Annotated in this window: 23 protein-coding genes; 18 read left to right on the plus strand and 5 right to left on the minus strand. The window is 63.4% G+C overall.

Going from position 1 to position 22,102, the window contains the following annotated elements; all coding sequences use genetic code 11:
* The first annotated feature begins 576 nt into the window (after positions 1–576).
* The 3 genes from RJ1_RS00890 (at position 577) to RJ1_RS00900 (ending at position 3,778) form a co-directional block, all read left to right on the plus strand.
* On the plus strand, positions 577–1,470 hold the full coding sequence (locus tag RJ1_RS00890; RefSeq protein WP_143048795.1) for a hypothetical protein: 894 nt from the start codon (positions 577–579) through the stop codon (positions 1,468–1,470).
* A 5-nt stretch (positions 1,471–1,475) separates the two neighbouring features.
* Entirely contained in the window at positions 1,476–2,138 is a 663-nt protein-coding gene (locus RJ1_RS00895; protein ID WP_162850254.1) for an RES family NAD+ phosphorylase, read from the plus strand.
* 530 nt (positions 2,139–2,668) lie between these two features.
* Entirely contained in the window at positions 2,669–3,778 is a 1,110-nt protein-coding gene (locus RJ1_RS00900) for an Lsr2 family DNA-binding protein (RefSeq protein WP_240319574.1), read from the plus strand.
* Positions 3,779–3,825: 47 nt separating this feature from the next.
* Here the strand turns inward: RJ1_RS00900 and RJ1_RS00905 are convergent, their stop codons facing one another.
* Complete coding sequence (locus RJ1_RS00905; RefSeq protein WP_143048796.1) at positions 3,826–4,395, minus strand: hypothetical protein; 570 nt, start codon at positions 4,393–4,395, stop codon at positions 3,826–3,828.
* Between the two features lie 497 nt (positions 4,396–4,892).
* On the opposite strand from RJ1_RS00905, the gene RJ1_RS00910 reads away from it, so the two are divergent.
* Together RJ1_RS00910 and RJ1_RS00915 are read left to right on the plus strand one after the other, a co-directional pair.
* Positions 4,893–5,360 carry an SRPBCC family protein gene (locus tag RJ1_RS00910; RefSeq protein ID WP_073358007.1) on the plus strand — a complete coding sequence of 156 codons (468 nt, stop codon included), beginning with the start codon at positions 4,893–4,895 and terminating at the stop codon, positions 5,358–5,360.
* Positions 5,361–5,484: 124 nt separating this feature from the next.
* Positions 5,485–5,709 (plus strand): hypothetical protein, encoded by a 225-nt coding sequence (locus tag RJ1_RS00915; protein ID WP_073358008.1) that lies wholly within the window; start codon positions 5,485–5,487, stop codon positions 5,707–5,709.
* A 6-nt stretch (positions 5,710–5,715) separates the two neighbouring features.
* Here the strand turns inward: RJ1_RS00915 and RJ1_RS00920 are convergent, their stop codons facing one another.
* Entirely contained in the window at positions 5,716–6,120 is a 405-nt protein-coding gene (locus RJ1_RS00920; protein ID WP_073358009.1) for a hypothetical protein, read from the minus strand.
* Positions 6,121–6,665: 545 nt separating this feature from the next.
* On the opposite strand from RJ1_RS00920, the gene RJ1_RS00925 reads away from it, so the two are divergent.
* Both RJ1_RS00925 and RJ1_RS00930 read left to right on the plus strand, forming a co-directional pair.
* On the plus strand, positions 6,666–8,270 hold the full coding sequence (locus RJ1_RS00925; protein ID WP_073358010.1) for a serine/threonine-protein kinase: 1,605 nt from the start codon (positions 6,666–6,668) through the stop codon (positions 8,268–8,270).
* A gap of 897 nt (positions 8,271–9,167) precedes the next feature.
* Positions 9,168–10,742 (plus strand): hypothetical protein, encoded by a 1,575-nt coding sequence (locus RJ1_RS00930; protein WP_143048797.1) that lies wholly within the window; start codon positions 9,168–9,170, stop codon positions 10,740–10,742.
* 96 nt (positions 10,743–10,838) lie between these two features.
* Here RJ1_RS00930 and RJ1_RS46640 read toward each other — a convergent pair whose 3' ends face one another.
* Together RJ1_RS46640 and RJ1_RS00940 are read right to left on the minus strand one after the other, a co-directional pair.
* On the minus strand, positions 10,839–11,120 hold the full coding sequence (locus tag RJ1_RS46640) for a hypothetical protein (protein WP_162850255.1): 282 nt from the start codon (positions 11,118–11,120) through the stop codon (positions 10,839–10,841).
* A 536-nt stretch (positions 11,121–11,656) separates the two neighbouring features.
* The gene (locus tag RJ1_RS00940; RefSeq protein WP_073358012.1) at positions 11,657–12,199 is read right to left on the minus strand and encodes an N-formylglutamate amidohydrolase; all 543 of its coding nucleotides are present in this window, start codon (positions 12,197–12,199) and stop codon (positions 11,657–11,659) included.
* 383 nt (positions 12,200–12,582) lie between these two features.
* Between RJ1_RS00940 and RJ1_RS00945 the strand changes: the two genes are divergently transcribed.
* A complete protein-coding gene (locus RJ1_RS00945) occupies positions 12,583–13,545 on the plus strand; it encodes an AraC family transcriptional regulator (protein WP_073358013.1) in 963 nt (320 codons plus the stop codon).
* On the opposite strand, the gene RJ1_RS00950 is transcribed toward RJ1_RS00945, so the two are convergent.
* Positions 13,531–14,253 (minus strand): type 1 glutamine amidotransferase domain-containing protein, encoded by a 723-nt coding sequence (locus RJ1_RS00950; protein WP_073358014.1) that lies wholly within the window; start codon positions 14,251–14,253, stop codon positions 13,531–13,533. The two genes, RJ1_RS00945 and RJ1_RS00950, sit on opposite strands and share 15 nt — an antisense overlap.
* Positions 14,254–14,543: 290 nt before the next feature.
* On the opposite strand from RJ1_RS00950, the gene RJ1_RS00955 reads away from it, so the two are divergent.
* From RJ1_RS00955 to RJ1_RS01000, 10 genes are read left to right on the plus strand one after another with little or no spacing between them, the layout of a single operon-like run.
* The gene (locus tag RJ1_RS00955; protein ID WP_073358015.1) at positions 14,544–15,581 is read left to right on the plus strand and encodes a DJ-1/PfpI family protein; all 1,038 of its coding nucleotides are present in this window, start codon (positions 14,544–14,546) and stop codon (positions 15,579–15,581) included.
* 40 nt (positions 15,582–15,621) lie between these two features.
* Positions 15,622–16,056: a nuclear transport factor 2 family protein gene (locus tag RJ1_RS00960; RefSeq protein ID WP_073358016.1), complete on the plus strand. Its 435-nt coding sequence runs from the start codon at positions 15,622–15,624 to the stop codon at positions 16,054–16,056.
* A gap of 11 nt (positions 16,057–16,067) precedes the next feature.
* Complete coding sequence (locus tag RJ1_RS00965; RefSeq protein ID WP_073358017.1) at positions 16,068–16,550, plus strand: nuclear transport factor 2 family protein; 483 nt, start codon at positions 16,068–16,070, stop codon at positions 16,548–16,550.
* Between the two features lie 14 nt (positions 16,551–16,564).
* Complete coding sequence (locus RJ1_RS00970; RefSeq protein WP_073358018.1) at positions 16,565–18,097, plus strand: ferritin family protein; 1,533 nt, start codon at positions 16,565–16,567, stop codon at positions 18,095–18,097.
* The gene (locus RJ1_RS00975) at positions 18,094–18,405 is read left to right on the plus strand and encodes a toluene-4-monooxygenase system B family protein (protein WP_073358019.1); all 312 of its coding nucleotides are present in this window, start codon (positions 18,094–18,096) and stop codon (positions 18,403–18,405) included. The genes RJ1_RS00970 and RJ1_RS00975 overlap by 4 nt, the downstream gene beginning before the upstream one ends.
* The gene (locus RJ1_RS00980; protein WP_073358020.1) at positions 18,402–18,713 is read left to right on the plus strand and encodes an MmoB/DmpM family protein; all 312 of its coding nucleotides are present in this window, start codon (positions 18,402–18,404) and stop codon (positions 18,711–18,713) included. The genes RJ1_RS00975 and RJ1_RS00980 overlap by 4 nt, the downstream gene beginning before the upstream one ends.
* Positions 18,706–19,758, plus strand: coding sequence for a ferritin family protein (locus tag RJ1_RS00985; protein WP_073358021.1), 1,053 nt, complete (start codon positions 18,706–18,708; stop codon positions 19,756–19,758). The genes RJ1_RS00980 and RJ1_RS00985 overlap by 8 nt, the downstream gene beginning before the upstream one ends.
* On the plus strand, positions 19,755–20,084 hold the full coding sequence (locus RJ1_RS00990) for a Rieske 2Fe-2S domain-containing protein (protein ID WP_205415326.1): 330 nt from the start codon (positions 19,755–19,757) through the stop codon (positions 20,082–20,084). Before RJ1_RS00985 ends, RJ1_RS00990 begins: the two co-directional genes overlap by 4 nt.
* Entirely contained in the window at positions 20,081–21,331 is a 1,251-nt protein-coding gene (locus RJ1_RS00995) for an NAD(P)/FAD-dependent oxidoreductase (protein ID WP_073358022.1), read from the plus strand. Before RJ1_RS00990 ends, RJ1_RS00995 begins: the two co-directional genes overlap by 4 nt.
* Positions 21,328–22,089 (plus strand): iron-sulfur cluster assembly protein, encoded by a 762-nt coding sequence (locus RJ1_RS01000; RefSeq protein ID WP_073358023.1) that lies wholly within the window; start codon positions 21,328–21,330, stop codon positions 22,087–22,089. The genes RJ1_RS00995 and RJ1_RS01000 overlap by 4 nt, the downstream gene beginning before the upstream one ends.
* Positions 22,090–22,102 lie beyond the last annotated feature (13 nt).

The raw sequence follows: 22,102 nt of genomic DNA on the forward strand, positions 1-22,102 counted from the left end.
TTGTGCGACATAACGGTTCGACACATCGCGGTGTACTTCCGATGCCCGGGAGGTGGCAGTCGGGTGGCGGCAGTGACAGGCCAGAGTCCGGGGCTGTGATCGGGTCGACGCCGCGGCCGCAGGGCGTGTCGGTGCGGTGATGCCTGGGCTCGACATCGGTGGGACCGGGACGAACCCGGATGATTCACACTCGGTCACCTCTAACGAGGTGGTGAACGGTGTGCCATTGATGGTAGCGACACGGCGAATGATACCGAAGGGTATCGCTCGAAAGTAACTGGCGTCACATCCACCGTCTCGTTCGCCGGCGTCGCCGATGACCGTGAGGCGCCGGATCCACCTCTTCCGGAGGATTCAGATGTTCCCCGAGCGGCGTGGTGTGCAATTCGGCTCTTCTCCAACGGTGCCTGTCCGGGTCGGCAACGGGACGTCGTACCCGTCGCTCCGACAGCCGTTCCGCTCGCGGGAATCGCTGGTGACTGGCACGTGGAGCGCGCGCACCTGGACACATGGTCTTACGATACTTACACTTGTCTATATCGTAAGAAACGTAGTACTCGGGTGGGGCGGGTCATCATGAGCAAAGAAGACGGCAACACAGGTCGCACGCGGTATCGGGTCGTGAATCGCGGCGCGGGCCGGGCGGGCGGGACACGGGTTCGGGAGCGCCCGAGGAGTGCGCAGGAGTGGCAGCGGGAGATCACCCGGGTGGTGTCCTCGTTCGAGGGTGCGTCGCGGCGCCCGGCCGGCGGCATCGAGATCGACTTCGAGCTCCGGTTCGATCTCCGGGCGACGGGGCTGGCGCTGGATTGGCTCACCGACGCGTTCCGCACCGCATTGGACGCCGCCGATCTCGCCGACGCCGGCGGTGTGGTGATGCGGGCGTTGTTCGACACCAGCGATACCGACGTGGTCACCATTCAACTGCAACGGCTGCCCCGTGCCACCCGCGCCGCCCTCACCGAGGGCGGCGCGGGTGACCGGGCGCCGCGCACCGAACGGGGTCTGGCCGATCCGGCCCCGACCGTCACAGTAGGAACCGATCCGCATGGACAGGTCGAATTGGAGACCGCGACCGGCAACCTCACCTACGCGTCCCCACTCTCATTGTCGGGCGACACGATCTCCTCGACCGAGGTCTCCGAGATCCTCTCCCCGTCGGGGAGTGTGAATCGGGCCCTGGCCAACGCCAAGCGGAAGACTCATCAACTCCTCGGCCTGAAGGTCGGCAACCAGTACCGGTATCCGCTGTTCCAGTTCGACCGCGAGCGCAAACAGATCCGCCCCGTCGCCGAGCACGCGAACCGGCTGATGGAATGCGACCTCGACCCGTGGGGAACCCTGGACTGGTGGTTCACCGAGAACCCATTGATCGGTGATCAGCGGCCGGTGGACCGCCTTGCCGTGCACATGCTGACGGAGGCCGAGGTGGAGCTGATGGTGGCGGCCGAGCAGATGGGCATGGACTGACACCGGTGACTGAGCGCTACAACGGCCGGCCCCCGCAGACCCGGGTGATCCCCGCGGGCACCACACTGCACCGGATCTCCGGTACCGGATCCCCGTACCCACCGAACTCGTTCAATGCCAAAGGTATCCGCGCACTCGGCGACCCGCTGCAAGGGCGGTTCGAGCCGATCGACGACTCCCACGGCGGCTACCTCTACGTCGCCCTGTCCCTCGCCGGCGCCGTCGCGGAAGGCATCCTGCGCGACATCCCCATCCCCCGGTCGGGGATCGTGCGCCGCACACGGCTCGCCGGCAAGACGCACACCCGGATGGTCCTGGGCCGGGACATCACCGTGGCGTCTCTGCTGGACGGCGACCTCCGATCGCTGAACCTGTCCGGGACCCTGGTCGGCTGTGACCGCAGCGCCTACACCTGGTCCCGCACCACCTGCCATCAGATCCTGGGCGCCGACCCCAGCGTCGACGGGGTGATCTACCGCTGCCGCAACAACCCCGCCGAACTCGCCCTGATGCTGCTCGACCGCGGAGCCCTCGACTCGGCCGCACTTCCCATCGCCGAATCCAATGACGTGCTGACCGATCCGGGCACCTGCGACGAGGTGGTCAAGGTCCTCGACGAGGTCCACCACCTGAAATACGTGGGGGCGGGCAGCGCCCGACTTCCGTAGCCCGGGCCTGAAACGGACACGCATGGTTGGCCGCGCACCCCGCGCCCATGACGCAGCGTCCGCAACCCGTGTTGGGATCGGAGATCTATTGGGAGAGTGGGGTCTCTGGTATGGCGCCCCTCTCGGTCTCCGAAAGGCCTCGATAGTGAGCTGGAACACTTCCCGCCGTTGTTCTGCTCTGGGCTTCGCGTCATGGCAGTCCCAAGACTTCGGTGCATGCCCAAAAGGGTTCCGCCGCATTCACTGCCAATCGACGGAACCGAGTGCAGAGCACCCGAATTCGTATTCTCTCCCCGCAACGACAAGAAGACGGCAGGCATGGCTGGCCACAAGGGTTCTGCAGTCGTCGGCACCGTCGACATGTGGTGCTCTGTGTAGTCCTGCTGGGCGAAAAGGGTGAGGGGCGCGGGTCCTCGGAGATCAGTGCGGCCCGCGTGTGATTGGTTGCCGTTTCGATCCGCTGGCGGTGAGAGGACCGAAATGCCGCTACTGTGTGCGTTCGACGATTGCCCGGCGAGAAGGAGAACAATATGGCGGTATCACCGAGGGGTTCTGCAGGATCGGCGAAGAAAACGACCAAGGAGATTCGTGAGTGGGCGATCGCGAACGGCCGCGAGGTGTCCTCCCGCGGGAGGATTCCGGTCGAGATCGAGCAAGCCTTCCATGACGCGCAGGCGAAAACGGCTCAGGCTAAACGGGCGCCGATAAAGAAGACGGCCACGAAGAAGGTAATCGCGAAGCCGACGGCTGTGAAGACGAAGGCCGCGAAGAACGTACTCGGGGAAAACGCCCCCACAAAGAGCGCGGCGAGCAAGGCTCCAGCGAAGAGAACGACCAAGGAGATTCGTGAGTGGGCGATCGGGGAGGACTTGGAAGTGTCCTCCCGCGGCCGGATTCCGGCCGAGATCGAGCAAGCCTTCGACGACGCTCAGACGCAGAAGGCTCGAGTCAAACCGGCGCCGGTAAAAAAGAAGGCGGCAGCGAAGAAGACAGTCGCCAAGAAGACCGCCGCAGCGACTCCGGTCAGGAGGACAGCGGCGAGCAAGGCTCCGGCGGAAAAGAAGACAGTCGCGACGAACACGGCTGCGGAGAAGCCGACCGTGAAGAAGCCGGCCATGAAGAAGGCGGTTGCAGAGAAGCCGGTCGCGGCCAAAATGCCGGTGAAAAGGGAAGTGGTAAGTAAGACTCCGGAGAAGACGACGAACAAGGAGATTCGTGCGTGGGCGATCGCGAACGGCCGCGTGGTGTCCTCCCGAGGAAGGATTCCGGCCGAGATCGTGCAAGCCTTCGACGACGCTCAGACGCAGAAGGGTCAGGTCAAACCGGCGCCGGTAAAGAAGACGGCCGCAAACACGACAGCTGCCAAGAAGACGGCAGCGGCGGCGGCTCCGGCCAAGAGGGTAGCGGCGAGTAAGACTTCGGCGGAGAAGATGGCCGCGACAAAGAAGGCCGGGAAGAAGACCGCGGCGAAGGCGCCGGTGAAGAGAGTGGCGGTGAGGAAGGCTCCGGCGAAGAAGCCGCCGAGGGAGATTCGTGAATGGGCGATCAAGGCAGGTCACGAGGTGTCCTCCCGCGGCCGGATTGCGGTCGAGATCGAGCGAGCATTCCATAATGCTCAGGCCGCGATGCCGGTCGCGTGACTTGCAACATGGCCCTGATGCACAGCGTGACCACCCTGCCGCGAAGGCTATGAGCCTGTGGGGATCACGATCCTCGGCGGTGGTCGGTTGTCCGCGCAGCGGTGCCGGGGAGGGGTGCCGGGGAGGGGTGCGAGGTATCCCGGCGAACCTGACTCGACGATTCCCGCGCGGAGTGGATCGGGAGGGTCGCACATGTCTTGGGGAACCACCGGTGGCCGCGGTTGCCGGATCTGAGCACCTTCCGGTGACACGATGGGTGGGTGGGGAGACAGAGCGGGATCTTCGGGGTTGCAGGTTTGGTCGTCGGGCTGGTCTTGGTGGTGGTGTACGTCGCGGCCGTACATGGTGGCGACGTCGTTCCAGCCGGCGTGGACCGATTCATCGATCGTGTCGGTGATCGTGCTTGGGGGCGCCGCGGTGGCCGGGGCCGGTTGCGGGGTGGTGCTGTGGCTGTCCGGGTGGCGGGTGGGGCGGGACGCGGCGAGCGCGGACGAACGCCGCCGTCGGCGCACCTTCCTGCTGGGCCGAACCGTCGCCGCGGCCCTGGCTGGTATCACGGTGGGGTTGTTGCCGATGCTGGTGTTGCTGTATGTCGTGTTCACGGCCACTGTGGGCATCGCGGTGGAATGGGCCTCGGTGCCGGTGCTCTATGCCGGTAGTGCGGTGCTGGCCTACGGGTGCGCCCTGCTTGCTGTGTGGTGGGTGTTGGCCGCGGCGGCCGATGATCGGCGCGCGGCGACCGTGCGGATGCTCGCGGTGTTGCTTCCGGTCGGTGCACTGACGGCCACCGCCGCGGGTGTGGGCGTCGCTGGTCTGTTCGAGTATTCCACCCTCCCTGCGACGTTCGTGTGCGTTATCGCGGTGGTGGCCGTTGACGGCCACGGTGGCGCTGGCCCGGGTGCTGACCCGGGCCCCGGCCGTGGGCGCCGGCGCCCGGTGACCTCACCCGCGGTACCTGGACGTCCCTCAAACCGGGCGCGGGAACGGTGCGCGGCCGGTCGAGGATCGGTGAGCACCTCGCGGTGGGGGCGGGGCACGACCCGGTCCCTCGAGAGGTGGCGTCGTGGAGATTGTGGGGCCACCGATGGAATCTCCTCGGCTCTAGAATCGGGCGATGGACAGGACCGACCGCGCCAGCCGGGTGATCGCGGCACCACCGGCGATTGTCTACGGCGCCCTCCTTGACCGGGAGTCCCTCGAGGTGTGGTTGCCGCCGGAGGGCATGCGCGGGCGGGTCGAGCGGTGGGATCCTCGGCCTGGTGGCGGGTTCCGGATGGTTCTGACCTACCTGAACCCCGCCGACAGTCCCGGCAAGACTTCGGATTCGACGGATGTCGTCGATGTCGGATTCGCCGAGCTGGTGCCAGCGGAGCGGGTGGTGCAGCGGGCGGTGTTCGAGGCTGACGACCCGTTGTACGCGGGCACTATGACGATGACCTGGCACCTCGCGGCCGCCGAGGAGGGGACCGAGGTGACCGTCACCGCCACGGACGTGCCACCCGGCATCGACCAAGTGGTACACGAGGCCGGGATTGCCTCCTCGCTGGCGAACCTGGCGTCGTACGTCGAAGGGACCCTCTGACGGTCGGCTGCGACCCGGGCCCCGGCGCTTTTGTCGAGGACGCGGTAGAACACCCACACCCGTCATCGCGAGCACTGCCCGTCTCGACAGAGGTCGGTGGCGCGGGACGGTCTGAGCGGAGGCGGTGGCGCCGAGCACGGGCGAGCCGGGACGGGAATGGTTCGGTTCCAGCGGAGTCATCGACAGCCTCCACGTCGGCGATTCCCAGGAGACGACGTACGCCCGTAATGCCCGCGTTGCGTTAGATCAGCCACTGTCGTCGGAGATCCCGACTGTCGAGCTGCTCGTCGAGCAAACCGATGGTGGTGAAAAGACGCGGGCGAAGGAGAACGAAGCCAGTGGTGAATGATTTTGGTCAATTACATTGGGGGCCTGTGATGTAACCCTGTTCGCACCCGTACTGCAGTTGGATCTCCCCGCTGGTCGGGTCTTCCCCACAAGCGAGGCCGCAGCGTTCGTATCCGTTGACGACCCCGTCACCATTGCGGTCCTGGGAGGGGTCGTATGGATAGCCGGACGCACCGCTGCCGGGATCGACCGTGCTGGCACATGCTGGGTCCGTCGTCGAGGAGGATCCGTCGGTGTAGACCGACACGCCCCCGTAGTCGCAGTACTGCAGGACCGGCTCGGCCGGGGGAACGTAGGTGTCACATACCGCTTCGTAGCCTACGGTCCCGTCCGAGTACAGGGCGGTGCCGGATTGGTAGACGGCCAGGTCACCGCACTCGAAGGTGACTGGCGGCGGTGCGGGCACAGCCACCGGCTCGCTCGTCGGCGTCGGCGTCGGCGCCGGTGGCTGTGGTGGAGGCGGTGAGAGCGACGGCGAGGCAATAGACGATCGCGCCGGCTCCGGCGCCTGGGGTGATGTGTCCTCGGTGCCGCATGCCGTCAGGACAAGGGCGCTGACCGATACGGCAGCGAGAAAGAAATGCTTGAGATTCATCGTTGTTCTCGTTTAGTTGATCACCGCGATTGTGGAAGCGGCGTTGGCGTGCGCTGATTCCGCTCTTGCTGTGTCTATCGCCGGTACCCCCAGCGGTGTTGCATGTTCGACTTTTGAAGGAGGTATCGGGCAGGGTGCCCCGTGCGGCCCCCGGCGGAGAGAGACTCGCTCACCGATATCCGTGTATTCGGGGAGCACTGCGTTCGATTCGGGCGCCGTCCCGATGACGCCCGTTCGGCAGAGGGTGCTGGCCTCGACCCGTCCCCTTGCCGTGGACGATCGACCATACTTAGTCGCTGGATCACCGACAATACGAATGCTCCGGCCGTTGTCGCCGGCGGTGGGCAAAGAGGGAGCACGACATGGTCGATGGATCGCGGGCCGGCACGATGTTCGGCCGTTACCAACTGCAGGTGTTGCTCGCCCGGGGCGGGATGGGCGAGGTCTATCGGGCATATGACACTGTGAAGGGCCGCACCGTGGCCCTGAAGCTCCTGCCTGAGGAGTTCGCGAAGAACCCCGGGTATCCGGCGCGTTTCCGCCGGGAAGCGCACGCGGCGGCGCGGCTGCAGGAACCGCACGTCATCCCGATTCATGATTGGGGTGAGATCGACGGTCTGCTGTACATCGACATGCGGCTCGTCGAGGGATCCGATCTGCGTACCCTGCTGACCAGGGGCGGTCCGATGCCGCCGGCACGGGCGGTGCAGATCGTCATCCAGATCGCCGCGGCACTCGACGCCGCGCACACCGCCGGACTGGTCCATCGCGATGTCAAACCGGAAAACATCCTGATCACCGGCGACCGGGACAACGAGTTCGCCTATCTGGTCGATTTCGGTATCGCCAGCGACGCCTTGGCTACCCAGTTGACCACCGCCGGCAGCATCATCGGCACTTACGCCTATATGGCGCCCGAACGGTTTGACGACGTGCCGGTGACCGGCCGGTCCGATATCTACTCGCTGGCGTGCGTGCTGTATGAGGCATTGGCCGGCGCCAAGCCCTACCCGGCCAGCACGATCAGCGGACTGATAAAGGCTCACCTCACCTCCCCGGTACCGCGCGTCAGCACCACCATGCGGACCATCCCGGTGGGGTTCGACGCAGTAATCGCGCGCGGCATGGCCAAGGATCCCGCGGACCGCTACGCCTCCGCCGGGCAGTTCGCAAGCGCCGCACAATCCGCACTCACCCACGACAACCGCCACACCGCCCGCACGATCGCGGAGACCACGCTCCGGCCGACCACCGCGATGCCGACCATCGAGCCGACCACCTTCGATCCGGCGCCGCCGGACCGCGAACACGCGGTGCCGCAGCAAACCGGGCCGACGCAGCAGCCGAAACCCTCGCACGTCGTGCCGGTGCTGATGGCGCTGCTCCTCGTCGGTATGCTCGCCGTGGGCGGCGTCGTGGCCTGGTTGGTCGTGAGCCAAGGCAACTCTGGCCAGGCATCGTCAGCCGCGGGCACCAGCACCACAACTGCCGCCCTACCGGTTCCGGTACTCCCGCCGGTCGATAGCAGGCACGCACCCACAGCTCCAAACAGCAGGCAAGCACCCACAGCTCCAAACGTCGAAACCCCGGTGCCGGTACCGGCGCCCGCACCTGCACCGGAAACAGCGCGACTCGGCGATCTCGGACTTGCCATCCCGATGGCCCAACCGCGCTGCGACGGCACGGGCATCGTTGTGGTGGGGTCGGCGATCACGCCTGGCCAGTACGCCGAGGACGTCCAACGATTCCTCGTTGCACACCCGGAGTCGTCATACCTGCGCACGGATCAGGCGTGTCCCTCCCTGCGGCAGGCGACGGACGAGGGCAATCCGATCTACGCGGTGTACAAATCGGCAGGAAAGTCCACAGAAGCGGTCTGCACTCTCGTGCGAGCGGTAGGTGGGGATGCATACGGCAAGTGGCTCGATATGTATTCCGATCCAACTTTCATAATCCCGTGCCCATAAACCCTAAAACGGCCGTGACGTTCTTCTGCAACATCAAGGGGTTTACAGGGAGACACATCAGGTAAGGCCGCGCGCCACCCGATTCGTTGAACATATCCGTTGCTCGGCGAGTAACTATCGCATCGCCTCGGAACCGGGAGAAGCCCCGAAATCTCGCAGATCTTGTGGCAGAACGCATACGGTCCGATGCGTGGCTCGGCAAGTGAAACACATGGTCATGTGCCTCGTGTAGCAACTCGACGATAATTGTTGTCGCCACACTAGTTTCCCGCTATCGAGTAGCCACTGCCGTCCAGGCCGGAATGGGCACTCGACCGGGCCTGCTCGACCGGACTGCAATTGCAGCCTCCCGGGTCGCTCTCCGTGTTCTTTAGATGCGCGAACCATTGATGACATCGAAGCAGGCAAAGAGGACGATGAAACCAACCGGTCCCCACCCGCCGGGCCGTATCCTAGAACGCGCAAGGCGATGCTGCACAACGCATTGCGCTTGGAGGCGACTGTCTATGCCCCTTTCACGACTTCCGGGTGTAACGATGACCACCGTCGGCCGGACCCGCGGTGGGATCCCAATATGAGTCCGCCGGCAACGAATTACCTCAGGAAACCTGTTCCTATCGTCGCGGCTTCAGGATTGAGGCGCCGCCTCAATAATCGCCCCAAGTCCGGACACATGTGCAACAGCAAGCCGATCCGTCCGCGCCAGCCATCTGCGGAAATCGACCGTTCGCAACATTTCTGCAGAGTGGAGCCGGTGGCCACCGAGATCGGGAAACCGCTAACGCGGTGTCGGTGGTACGCGCACTACCCCGACCCTGCCTGGTCGAGAGTCCTCGTCCCGAGATCCGGAGATTCTTTGATCTGCACCGATCCGGGAGCTCCCCGTAAGGATGCAAGATGACGGGCCACAAGCGCTTTGCTCTTATCGCCGCAACGCTCGGGATCTGCCTCACAATATCCTGTTCGGCTTCTCCGCCCGCCGAGTCGACCACTGTCTCCGCTGATGGGTTCACTGCGTCGAGCGGATCGCTGTCGATTAGCGGTGGCGTCGGTGTCGCGCCATTGGGAACGTCAGTGAAGATCAGATCTAACGATCGCATCCTCGTTCCGGAAGTCGGCCAGATGTTGATTCCCCTCAGCGATGCGTTCGACATCACGCTCAATGACGGGGCAGTGCAGCCAGCCAATCCGGTCAACGCCACCTTCGACGTTGATGGGGAAAGGGTTCAACAGCTACTCGATCAAGACGTCCAGCTGACAGTTGCCTCCGAGGGCGACGGCGGCGATGTGGTCGAGTACCTTCCGGCAGTCTTCGACCGTCAGTCGAGCATTGTTACTGCTGAGCTGACCCACCTCAGCTCGTGGCGATTGTTCGGGTTCGATCCGAAACGGTTTGCCGATGATGTGATCTCCACCCTGGAGCGGACCTTGGGAATTAGCTTCCCCCAGCCCGATTGCGCCGGGCAGACGGTCAACTATCCGCAAGCCATATACAGCGTCTCTAATGTTACAGACGATGTGGCGTGGGCTTGTATTCGACACATCCGTGCCGGACCACAGGAGGGGAGATTGGGTATCGACCTCTACTCCAATACGCCCTACGTGTGGACTGTCGATGCAACGCCCGATCCACTTGACGTCCGGGTCAATGATATTGACCTCGATACCTACGCCCCCGGCGCGTTGTACCAGCAGATCATTGGCAGGCACTCCAGTGGAGACACGTTCTTACTTCCCGGCGGAAGCGTTTCGATGGACTTCGGTCAGTACGAACAAAATCCAGACATCGGGACGCTTACCTATGACGTCGGCGTCTATGCAGTGGGTCTGCTCGGCTACGGAATCTCAGTGGGCTTATCGAAGTTCAAGATCGGTACCTATCAGCGGCTTCTCGACAATGCCGAAGCAGCCGATTGTCTAGCAGGATTGGCTGAGGGATACGCCGATCTGGGCAGCAGCGTCGATTCAGGGACAGTTGGAAGGATGGTGCAAGAGGTTTTGGGGTGCATCGGTAAGATGGGGGGCGGTCTGATCGCAAAATCCGTCGCCTTTATTGCTGGCGGTTTTGCCGGAGCTGTCATCGCGCCCCTCGTGTCGTTCCTGAATCCACGCTTGCAGGCTCAAGGCGCGTCTTTCGAAGTCATCACCGAATACATCGAGTCCGCCCCTACTGCTGCCTCCGAAATCGCTTCGGACTCTATGTCGGGGTCGAAGCGGGAGGTGTGCGGCACGGTGCTGATCCCGCAAACAGGTAAGAATGGCACGGTTATCAATGACAACACAGTGATCGACTGTGCAACAGCTATTTCGGTGATGAACCGATATCTAAATGATCCAACCGTCAACGATCGCGTGCATACTTTCGATGGCTGGACCTGCTCAGTTTACGGTGGCGCTGAAGAAGAGGAACTCGGCTATGTCGTGAGATGTACGCGGCCCGATAATGCGACGATCATGTTGACGCAGGCTTGAATCAAATTTTTTTTAGAGCAAGTCTAGCCACCCTTCTCTGCCATCATCCCCGCCAAACAGGAAAGACGGCTCTCTCAAACCCTGAGTCTCTTCGGTTTATTTGATTAATCCCAGTTGGTGGCGCAAGCGCATGACCGCGGCGTTCTCCCAGTGGCCGGCGAGTGTGCGCTCGCGGCGGGGGAGTCCGGCAACAGCCGCGAAGAATCGTTCCTCGGCGTGATGCGCTTTGTCCCGTAACTCGGTGGCTGCGGCATCGCAGCGGTCGGGGGTGATGCCCTGCAGCGGAATCAGCGCTTCCCGGAACTTGTGCGCAGCGTAGGCGAGGTTTTCGAGATCGACGGGGTGGGCGCGCGTGCGTAGCGTGAGTCCAAGCGCCATGCCGGGAAGCTTAACCTGACCGCTAGGGCGGCGATTGTGACGCCAGGCCGGCCGCGACCGAGCTCGCTGGCCGGGCGAGAACTCGCACCGGCGGCACCAAGCTCGACATCAGTGCTGGTGGTGTCGTATCCGCCACTGGATTGCTCTTTGACCATCAGAAATGACACGTCCCCTGCCCCGGGATCGGTGCGCTGGTAGTGTGGTCGCCGCGCTCCCGCCCGGGAGATTCCTGAGGTCTGTCGTGGTCGGCTTCAGAAGTGGCAATGAGCTTGTGGCACAAGTGTATCCACGTGCCGCGGCCGTCCTCGGGTGGATCAACTGTCTCGATTCCGCCCCAGGGCGTCGTCCTCACTGTGTGGGGCAGCGGCGACCAGGTGTCGTTGGCAGGGGGATCGGATCGAGACGGATGGAGGAATTGCATGAGTGAGCAGCGTGGACGTGACTTCAAGGTCGCACCCTTCGGAGGGCGTGCAGATCGGACAGCGGAGGAAGCGGCGCCCGCAGACCGTGGTCCAGCTTCCGGCCGGCCTGCCGGGTCAGGCCGTCGTGGGAATGGTGATCTCGGCTCTGCCGTCGATGGCCGATAGTTGGTAGTGCGGGCAGGTGACCACCTGCCGAGGAACGGGAATCGCCTGCCGGTCGGTGTCGAGGTAGAGGCGGTAGGCGAGCTGCCCGCGTCGATGGCTGCCGGTGTCTGGGTCGACGGCGCCGAGGAAGTATCCGTGCGCGTTGTCGACGGTTGAGAAGATCGCTCGCGCCCACTCGGCAGCCTCCGCGGGCGGCAGATACCGTGGCGCGCTCGTCTGCGCGTCGACGGTGTGCACGATGACGGTGACGGCGAACCCGGTCGCCGCGGGGAACCACTGCTCGGCCGCGACGTCGAACCCGGTCGCCGCGGGGAACCACTGCTCGGCCGCGACGTCGAACGGTGCAATGGACGTGTGAATCCGCAGCTCGATGTCCGTTCCGGTACGGGCCGCCGCTGTGATGATGTGGGGATCCGCCGAAGCATCCTTCACGGCCAGGTTCGGCAGCGCCTGGTGGCCGTCGGCGCGGATGCTGCCTGGATCAGCGGACATGGGGCAAGGGTACGGGCCGCCGATACCCGGCCGGCGGAGTGATGACGATTCGACCGACCGACGACTGATCCCGGCAGAATAGGGTTTTGACCTGCAGAGACGGCAGGTCCCCTAACGGAAGGACTGGGCGCTACTGTCCTACGGACCTTCTCAGTCTCGTCGATGAGGGACCCTGTCCTCACCTTCTCTACCCATCTCTATCCATTTCTCTACCCATAGGGTAGTTCCGCTTCGCATTTGGACGACGAATGACTATTGCGGCGACGAGGCGTATAATCGATCGACGTCCACGAGGAAACCAGGACCGCAGATCTCGACGAAGCGGCTGCCGCGGGCCCATATATTGCGCTGCGGCGTGTGCTCGCTGATGGAAGGTCCGATCAATGACTGGTATCAATCAAATCGAGCAGAGAATCACCTCCGGTGATCTTATTGCTGCGCTCGCTGCGCGGGCGCCGCGGGTCGGTGGCAACGACGGCGGATGGCCAGGACTGACTATCTATCGATTCACCGAACCGATGGACCCGCAGTGGGAGGAAATCCAGTCACTATCTCTGGGCATCGTCGCGCAGGGACGCAAGGCAGTGACCGTCGAGGGTAAGCGCTACGTGTACGACCCGTTCAATTACCTTGTGCTAAGCAGTAATCTGCATTTTCAAGCAGAGATTCTCGAGGCGTCTGCGCGTCTGCCCTTCCTGTCGTTCGTTCTGCAGATCGACCCAGCGCTCGTCCGCAAGGTGTCGACGGACATGCTCGAGCGTCGAGCCGCGTCGTTCCCGCCGGTACGCTTGGACGCAGAACCCGACAAGTGCGTGGTATCGGCACTAGACCAGGACCTGATGGGCACGGTGGTGCGTTTCTTGCAAGCGCTGTCGGTGGGACCTGATCGCCGCGTGCTGGCTCCGCTATACATGCAGGAAATGGTGTATCGCGTCCTGCAGAGGGAGCAATTCTCGCGAATGTTGCATATCGCCGCACAGCAGGCGGCGGGCAATCCGGTCGCGGCTGCGTTGACCTACATCCGTGCCCATCTCGGCGAACCGATGACTGTCACCGATATGGCTGAGCAGGTGAGTCTGAGCCCGTCGGCATTTTCGCATCTGTTCCGCGAGGTGACAGGCCGGTCGCCGTACCAGTTCGTGAAGGAGATTCGCCTCGACCGCGCACGCGAACTGCTCGTTGACGGTCGACTCGCTGTCACCGAGGTGTCGCGTGCGGTGGGTTACTCGAGCGTATCTCACTTCATCAAGGAATTCCGGGGGCGGTTCGGGACGACACCCAAGGCCTATGCAGATGCACAGGCCCTGGGCGAGGAAATGCGGGCGATTCGCTCAGACGCGAGCTGAGACCAGCGCCGCAACCAGTGCCTCCGCCAACGGCCTCGATGATGCTGGATTCTGGCCGGTGTAGAGATTGCCGTCCACGGTGACATGCTCCTGCCATGGCGAGCCGCTCTCTTCGAACACGCCTCCGCTCTCAGTGAGCCGGTTCTGTAGTAGCCACGGCGCCTTGTCTGCGAACCCCACCTGAGATTCCTCGGCGTTACTGAATCCCGTGACACGGCGGCCTGTGAACAGCCATGATCCGTCTCCGTTGCGGGCCGGCAACAGCGCTGCCGGTCCATGGCACACCGCGGCGACGAGTTTACTCTGTGCAACGAATTCGCCGATGAGTGCGCCGAAAGTATCCGACACTGCAAGGTCTTCCATCGGCCCATGCCCCCCTGGGACGAAGACCAGGTCGAAGTCCTCCGCACGGACACCATTCAGATCGGTTGGTACCGAAAGGATCTCGGCAATGCCGTCGAGGTAGGAACGAAATCGCTCTCCGGGTTCGGTGGTGCCGCCGTTCATTTCCGGCGAAAACCCAGCCTCGTCTGCTACCGGGCGGACGCCGCCCGGAGTAGCGATCGTGATCTCGAACCCGGCGTCGGCGTCGGCGAACACTTCGTGCGGGACAGCCAACTCTTCGGGCCAGTATCCGCAGGGGTGCACAGTGCCGTCGGCCAGTGTCCAACTATCTGATCCGGTCACGGCAAAAAGTATGCGGGACATTGATGATCCTCCGTCGTGTCGGTGACAACGCGGCCGACGGCCGCGCAACCCCACGCTAGGTCCGAGACGGTTGAGATAGTCGCTACTGCGTTCGATTGCGATACAAGTCCGTCGGTCTGCGATATCGGTATTTCAGAGTCGCTCGGAATGGGCACAGATTGAGTCGGAACGCAGTACCGCTGCGGTTGCGGGTGGGGTTTGCTTCGAGGTGGATGTAATCGCGGTCACATTCCCACCATCAACGACGCAGCGGTCACATTCTCACCATCCAACGACGCAGGAGGAAGCCGATGACGCGCATTGCCTACCTGGTCTCGAGCGCAACCGAGATCACCATGGCCGATGGCACGGCCCATCCGACAGGGTACTTCGCCGAGGAAGCGATCAAGCCCTTCGAAAGTTTCACCGCGGCTGGTTTCGACGTCGCCGTCATCACCCCCGACGGCAAGAAGCCCACAGCCGATCCCTACGGACTGAACTGGTACTTCCACTATCCGGAAGAAGACAAGGACTATCTCCACTCCGTCGTGCGCACCTTCTCCCACGATGTCGACGACATCCGATTCACGCTGCACCAAAACACCGAACTAGGACTTGCCGCCAGTCGCCGGATTGCAGCGGCACTCGAGGGCAAGGGCATGACACCGGCGCAGGCGCACGATCAGGTCAGCAAGGCAGCCAAGATCGCGTGGCGCCACGATCGACACCTCGCCGATGTAATGGTGGAGGACGGCCTGACCGCAGGACTGAGCCCAGTAGAGATTCACCAGGCCGTCGCGGCGCAACGCGCAGCGAGTGAAGAACTTGTCGGCGAACGAAAAGCACGACTCGACGAGATCGACGGATTCAACAACCCACTGGATCTGCGCAGCCTCGGCGACGACGAACTGGCCGGCTTCGATGCGGTGTTCGCCCCGGGTGGGCACGGACCGATGGTCGACCTGGCAGACAACCCCGATGTCGGGCGACTGCTGGTTGCCTTGCACGAGAAGCGTGCGCCGATCGCCTCTCTGTGTCACGGCCCCGCGCTGATGCTCTCGGCGCCCGAACGTGCTGACGGTCAATGGCTTTTCGACGGCTACCGGATGACGTGCTTCACCGACGAGGAGGAGAACCAAACCGAACCGGGCCTGCTCGGTCTGCCCTGGTACGTCGACACCGCGCTAATGAATGCCGGGGCCGTGTTCGACGACGGCCCGTCCGCGTGGGCAAGCCACGTTGTTGTCGACCGGCACGTCATCACGGGCCAGAACCCGGGGTCGACCGAGGCCGCCGCCGCCGCCGTCATCGCAGCGCTGAAAGCCGCGCCCTCGGCGAAAGCAGCCTGAGGTGCTGTCGTTCCTGCGCAAGACCAGAAGGAGTACCCCTGTGAACAGTCGCAGCCCGCAGAAAGTCGTCAGCGACTTTCTCGATGACTTCGCCGCACGTGACATCGACGGAGCCCTCGCCGACACAGCCGAAGACATCAACGTCAACGTCTACGGACTCGGTCGCCATGAAACCGGGCGCGGCACCATCCGCACCGTCCTCGCCGACATTGTCGAGGCCTTCCCCGATCTGATCGTCACCGTGAAAAGGATCATCACCGCAGGCAACGTGGTCACCACCGAGATCAACGTCCAGGGCACCCAAGCCGCCCCCTACGCCGGCGCGATCAACCAGGAGAAACACATCGACTTGGACGAAGTGTGGCGTTTCGTCGTCGCCGAGGACCGCATCACGCAGATCGACGCGTACTGGTGTCAACAGCAGCTCTACCGCCGCCTCGGGGTCAAGCGGTTCGACCAAATAGCAATCGTCTGAGGAGCTCACCCATGTCCAGTGCATCAGTAATTGTGTCGTCGCGCACTGCAGCACAGAACGCTGCGGTGGTGACCGAGTTCTTCGACCGGTACCGCGCACACGACGTCGACGGGATGGTGGATCTCTGCACGATCAACGCAGACTTCTCCTACCCGCCCTTCGAAGTGTGGGGTAAACAGCGCGTACTGCGTGGCGACGGCAAGGTGGGAACAGTCGGCAAGCCGATCTGGACGGGCCTGATCACCGCGTTTCCCAACCTGTCCAATGTTGTGCATTCCGTCGACGCCAACGACGAGGGCGACGTCGTCGTCCAGGTCGATATCGGCGGAACTCAGCAGCAGCCATGGGGCTTGGTCCTCCCCGCAGGCAAGACCTTCAGCGAGCCACACATATTCCTCTTCCGGCTCAACAGCGACGGTCTCATCGAATCGGTGACCGGGTATTGGAACAACGCCGGAATCAGCCAACAGCTCGGCCACATGGAAGTCGACTAGAGGAGCACACCATTATGACCCTTTTGAAGCGAGAAGAGTGGCAGGGCTTCGTCCGCGACGTCGATTGGACGCCCACATACGTCGACGACGAGGCAATCTATCCTGAATGGCATTGTGGTACCGGGAAGGTACCGCGCGAGGCGTGGCAGGGATGGGAGGAGTCCTACAAGGTCAGCTATCCCGAATATGTGGCAACCCAGCGTGAAAAGGAATCATCCACCTACGCGGTCAAGGCCGCATTGCAGCGCTCGAACACGTTTCACGACCTCGACGAGGGGTGGAAGTCGGCCACCAAAATGCATTTCGGCGGGGTCGCGCTGGTCGAATACGCTGCGGTGCTCGGTGAACTGAAGATGGCACGGTTCGGACTGAATGGCTCCTGGCGCAACATGGCGACGTTCGGTCAGCTCGACGAGATGCGGCACGCGCAGATCACCACGTTCTTCGGACACGAGTTCGTCGGCCAAGACGCACAGTACGACTGGACCCAGAAAACGTTCCACACCAACGACTGGGTACCGATCGCGCTACGAAACCTGTTCGACGGCATGATAACTTCCCCCAACGTCGTCGACCTTGCGATCGAGCTGCCGTTCACCTTCGAGACCGGCTTCACCAATCTGCAGTTCATTGCTCTCTCGGCGGACGCACTGGAATCCGGTGACGTGAACTTCGCCAACATGATCTCCTCGATCCAGACCGACGAAGCTCGCCACTCCCAGCAGGGTGGGCCGACGATGGAGATCCTGGTCGAGCACGACCCGGTCCGCGCACAGTGGGTGATCGACAAGAGCTTCTGGGGCTCGGCCCGAGCTTTCGCCGCGCTCACCGGACCGGCGATGGACTATTACACCCCTCTCGAACACCGCAAGCAGTCTTACCGGGAGTTCATGGAGGAGTGGATCATCGATCAGTACATCCACACGATCGAAGACTACGGACTGAAGAAGCCGTGGTACTGGGATGAGTTCATCACTGGACTCGACACCTGGCACCACGGGCTGCACATGGGTCTGTGGTACTGGCGACCCACCACATGGTGGCGCCCGAAGGCCGGCGTCAGCAAGGACGAACGCGCCTGGCTCGCCTCCAAATACCCCAACTGGGAGAACGTCTACGGCGACAAGTGGGACGTGATGATCGACCAGGTCAACGCCAACAACGTCGAGGCGACGTTGCCCGAAACGTTGCCGTGGCTGTGCAGCACCTGCCATCTCCCGTGCTGCAACGCGACACCGTCGCGCAACGGGGAGTGGAAGGTTCGGAATTGGGAACTCGACTACGACGGCAAGAAGTACCACTTCTGCACCAACGCCTGCCGGCAGATCTTCTGGAAAGACCGTGACAATGTCAATCACGAGACGCTCATCGACCGGTTCCTGGCCGGTCAGATCCAGCCGATGGATGTCGGCGGGATCCTGAACTACATGGGTATGACGCCCGACGCCATGGGCGACGACCCCGACTACGGCGCCTGGACTCGCGACTATGTCGGCCGCGCGGTCGAGGGTCTGGCTGCCGCAACGGTTGAGGGGGCGACGCAATGACACAGTCTGGAGAAGCAATCGAGCTGGGGCCCGCGGATCGGGCACCGGAGCTGGTACCGCTCAACGCGATCTTCGCGACGGACTTCGTCCAGATCCTGGTGCCGGTGACCACCGCTGACACCATGACCGAAGTGGCGGCTGCGGTCGCCCATCACGTCGAGGGCAAACGTGTGCGTGCCCGTCCGTATGAGAAGGTCGTCATCCACAACGGTCGGGTCGTCCCCGCAGAGATGACCGTCGCCGAGGCCGGCTTCGCACCTCTCGACCACATCGCGGTCGAGTACCTCGTCCCCAAGGGAGCGTCATGAACAGTGTTGTCGGTCCCATCCTGCGCATGGGTGACCAGATCGAAGAAGTTATCGCCGCCATCCGCGATGACAATCCCGACCAAGACATCGAGATCGTCGACCGCGGGTCGTATGTGCGGATCCAAGGACATGACCGAATTCGTCTCACGCAGAACACACTTCGCGAGTATCTGGGCGCTGACTACGAGATTCGTTCCTTCGGAACGATGATGTCGTCCTTCGTCGGCCGTGTCGTCAACAACAGCGACGAAATCGTGTGGGAGAACATCAAACGCACCGCGCCCGAAGGAGTACTCACTCATGACTGAACACGTTCGTAAACCACGCGCACGCCGCACGTTCAGTGCGTTCGGTGAAATCCGCAAGATGCCGAGCGAATACGAGATCGTGACGCACGGGCAGAACTGGACAACGCGGCAGAACCGTACGTCGGCGTTCGAACAGAATCCATCCTCTGCGCCCAACATGTGGTTCAACACGTACCGGGACAATTCGGCCCTCCAAGCCGATGACTGGGAGCAGTTTCGCGACCCGGACCAGTACACCTATCGGGTGTACGTCAACGCCCAAGCGGAGTCCGAGTCGCAGGTGCACGGCGTGCTCGAGGAGTACGCGTCGGCCGGTTCCGCTGCGACCCTTGCTCCGGGCTGGGTCGAGACGCTCGCCACCCTGTACACACCGTCGCGCTATCCCGTGCACGGTTTTCAACAGATCGAGGCCTATATCGGCTACATGGCGCCGACATCCTACGTCACGAATGCGGCGGGTCTCGCCACCGCGGACTTCCTGCGTCGGGTCACCACGATCGCGTACCGCACTCGGGAATTGCAACTAGCACAACCGAGCTCCGACATCGGTACCGATCGCGAACGCAGAGTGTGGGAGACCCACCCCGGATGGCAACCCGCCCGCAAGGCCGTCGAGAGCGTGCTCGTCACCTACGACTGGGGCGAAGCATTCACTGCGCTCAACCTCGTGCTGCTGCCGACGTTGGACGACGTTCTGAGCCGCCAATTCGGTGAGATAGCCCGTGACAACGGCGACGAACTGACCTGGCTTCTGCACGGCTTCCTCGATGCGGACAACCAGCGACGAAACCGGTGGAGCCTCGCCCTGGCGGAGTTCGCGATCACCCAGCAGCCCTCCAGCGCATCGGCCATCGACAAATGGGTGGCCAAGTGGTCCCCGATCGCCGATGCCGCTGCACATGGGCTCGCGACGATCCTCGCAGAGACTCCCGAAATCCCACGCAACGCCGACGCCATCACTGCCGGTGCCAAGGCCGCACGCGAAGGCTTGCTGCGCGGCATCCTCGCACCTGCCGAGGCGGTGGAGAAGGTGAGCACGCCATGATGACAGACGACGCCACTCGGAGCTGGCAGGACGCTCAGCACATCGACGACTTGTGGGAAGGCGACATGGTCGGTGTCGAGATCGACGGCACAAAGGTTCTCCTGGTGAATGTCGACGGCGCAGTCCGTGCCTTCGAAAACAAATGCCCGCACCAGGCATGGGCCCTCGACGAAGGCGACTTCGACGGTGAGTCGATCACCTGCATCCGGCACATGTGGACCTTCGTTGCCGATTCCGGCGCGGGTATCAACCCGGATGACGCCACCCTGAAGTCGTTCCCGTGCAGGGTGGATGACGACGGCATGATCCAGGTCGACGTCGGATGAGTACCGTACGACACGTTGTTGTCGGAGGAGGGGTGGCGGCGGCCTCAGCCGTGGCCACCCTTCGCTCCGGCGGCTTCGACGGCGAACTCGTCCTCGTCAGTGACGACGACACTGTGCCCTACGAGCGACCACCGCTGTCGAAAGACTTCCTGGAACCTGATTCACCCCCGGTACCGACGCTGATTCGCGAGCCACAGTGGTACGTCGACCACCAAGTGCAGACCCTTCTCGGGGTAAGGGCTCAACGCCTCGACCCACGAGCAAGGCGCTTGACACTGTCGACCGGCGAATCGCTGTCCTACGACGGACTCGTCTTGGCGACCGGAGTGCGCGCCCGGCCGGCACTGGGCGACGCGAGCGATCGAATACTCATGCTGCGGTCATTCGCGGACGCCAAGTTGTTGCGTTCTCGGCTCGCATCGGCCGAACACGTCGCAGTTCTCGGGGGCGGATTCATCGGCTGCGAGGTCGCGGCAACTGCCGTGGGTCTTGGGAAGCGGGCCACCATCGTGGAACGCGCCGACGTCTTGATGAACAGGGCACTCGGCCATTCGATCGGCGCCGTGTTCACCGACATACACCGCGCCAAGGGGGTGGGGGTGCATCTCAACAGTGTCGTCCTCGGCGTCCACGACACCGGTTCGTCGGCTGTCGTGCGTACCAATCACGGTTCCATCGAGGTCGACCTCGTCGTCGTCGGAGCGGGCTCATTGCCCAACGTAGAACTGGCCGCCGAGGCCGGCATCGTCACCGACAACGGCATCGTCACCGACCAGTTCTGCCGAACGAACGTGCCGAACGTGTACGCCGCCGGTGACGTCGCCTCCTCCTATCACCCGTTCTACAACCAGCACCTGCGGGTTGAACACCACGACACCGCCACCCGGCACGGCGCGGCGGCAGCGCGCAATCTTCTCGGCCACGACGAGCCGTTCGTCGAGGCGCACTGGTTCTGGTCCGATCAATACGAACACAATCTGCAGCGGACGGGGCGCGCCGAGGGCTCGGACGAAGTCGTCATCCGTGGCTCGCTCGACGACCTGAAATTCTCGGCATTCGCCTTGCGGGACGGGCGCATTCGCAGCGTAATCTCGGTCAACCAGCCGCGCGACGTGATTGCGGTGCGCCGGTTGCTGTTCGTCGACCATGATGTGACGGCCGACAAGCTGCGAGACCAGGCGATGCCGCTCAACCGACTGCGCTCACGCGTGCCCGCCAGCGCCACAGCAGAGGAGAGGACATCATGACTCTCGTGACCGCACTGACGATTACCGAGTCGCAAGTGCGCGTGCCGTGCGACGAGGCGCGTGCGGCACTCGACACCGTCACTGGGCTCACCGCACCCCAGGCGCGGGAGAAGCTCCGCTTCGCAGCTGGCCACACCTGCGAACCGGTCGCCCGCATCATCGACAAAGCGATGTCGGATGCGCGGTCTTCGGGCCTCGACCCGCGACAGCTCGTGGTCACCGCCGCAGCCGTGACCGCGGGTGAGGAGATCGTGCGGGTACGACGGAAGGCGCACGGGAAAGCCGACTGGATCGCCAGCGTCACCAGCGACATCCGGTTCGACCTGACCCCGAGAGGCCTCTACGAGGCGACCGGTGCCGACGTCGCGCCGGCTCCGTCGCCGACTGTTTCACGCCGCGAGGATGACGTGGCGGATCGCAGACCTGCCGACCGTGACCCGCTGGCCGACTCTGTCCGTGAACTCTTGTACGAGGTCATCGATCCCGACCTCGGTGTCAACATCGTGGACCTGGGTTTCGTTCGCAACGTGGCGGTCGAGCAGGGTCGCGTGGCCGTCATCACCATGACATTGACGTCCGCGGCCTGCCCGCTGACCGAGATCATGTCCGACCAGATGCGCGCCGAGCTGCTGCCGGCAGAAGGTGATCGGCTCGTCTCCGACTTCCGCATCGAGTGGCAATGGGTTCCAGCATGGAAGCCGTCCGACATCACTGCCGACGGCCGCGAGCAACTGCAGGCCATCGGATTCACCATCTGACCTCACCCACCGG

The sequence above is a fragment of the Rhodococcus jostii NBRC 16295 genome (genome assembly GCF_001894825.1).
GTDB lineage: Bacteria > Actinomycetota > Actinomycetes > Mycobacteriales > Mycobacteriaceae > Rhodococcus_F > Rhodococcus_F jostii.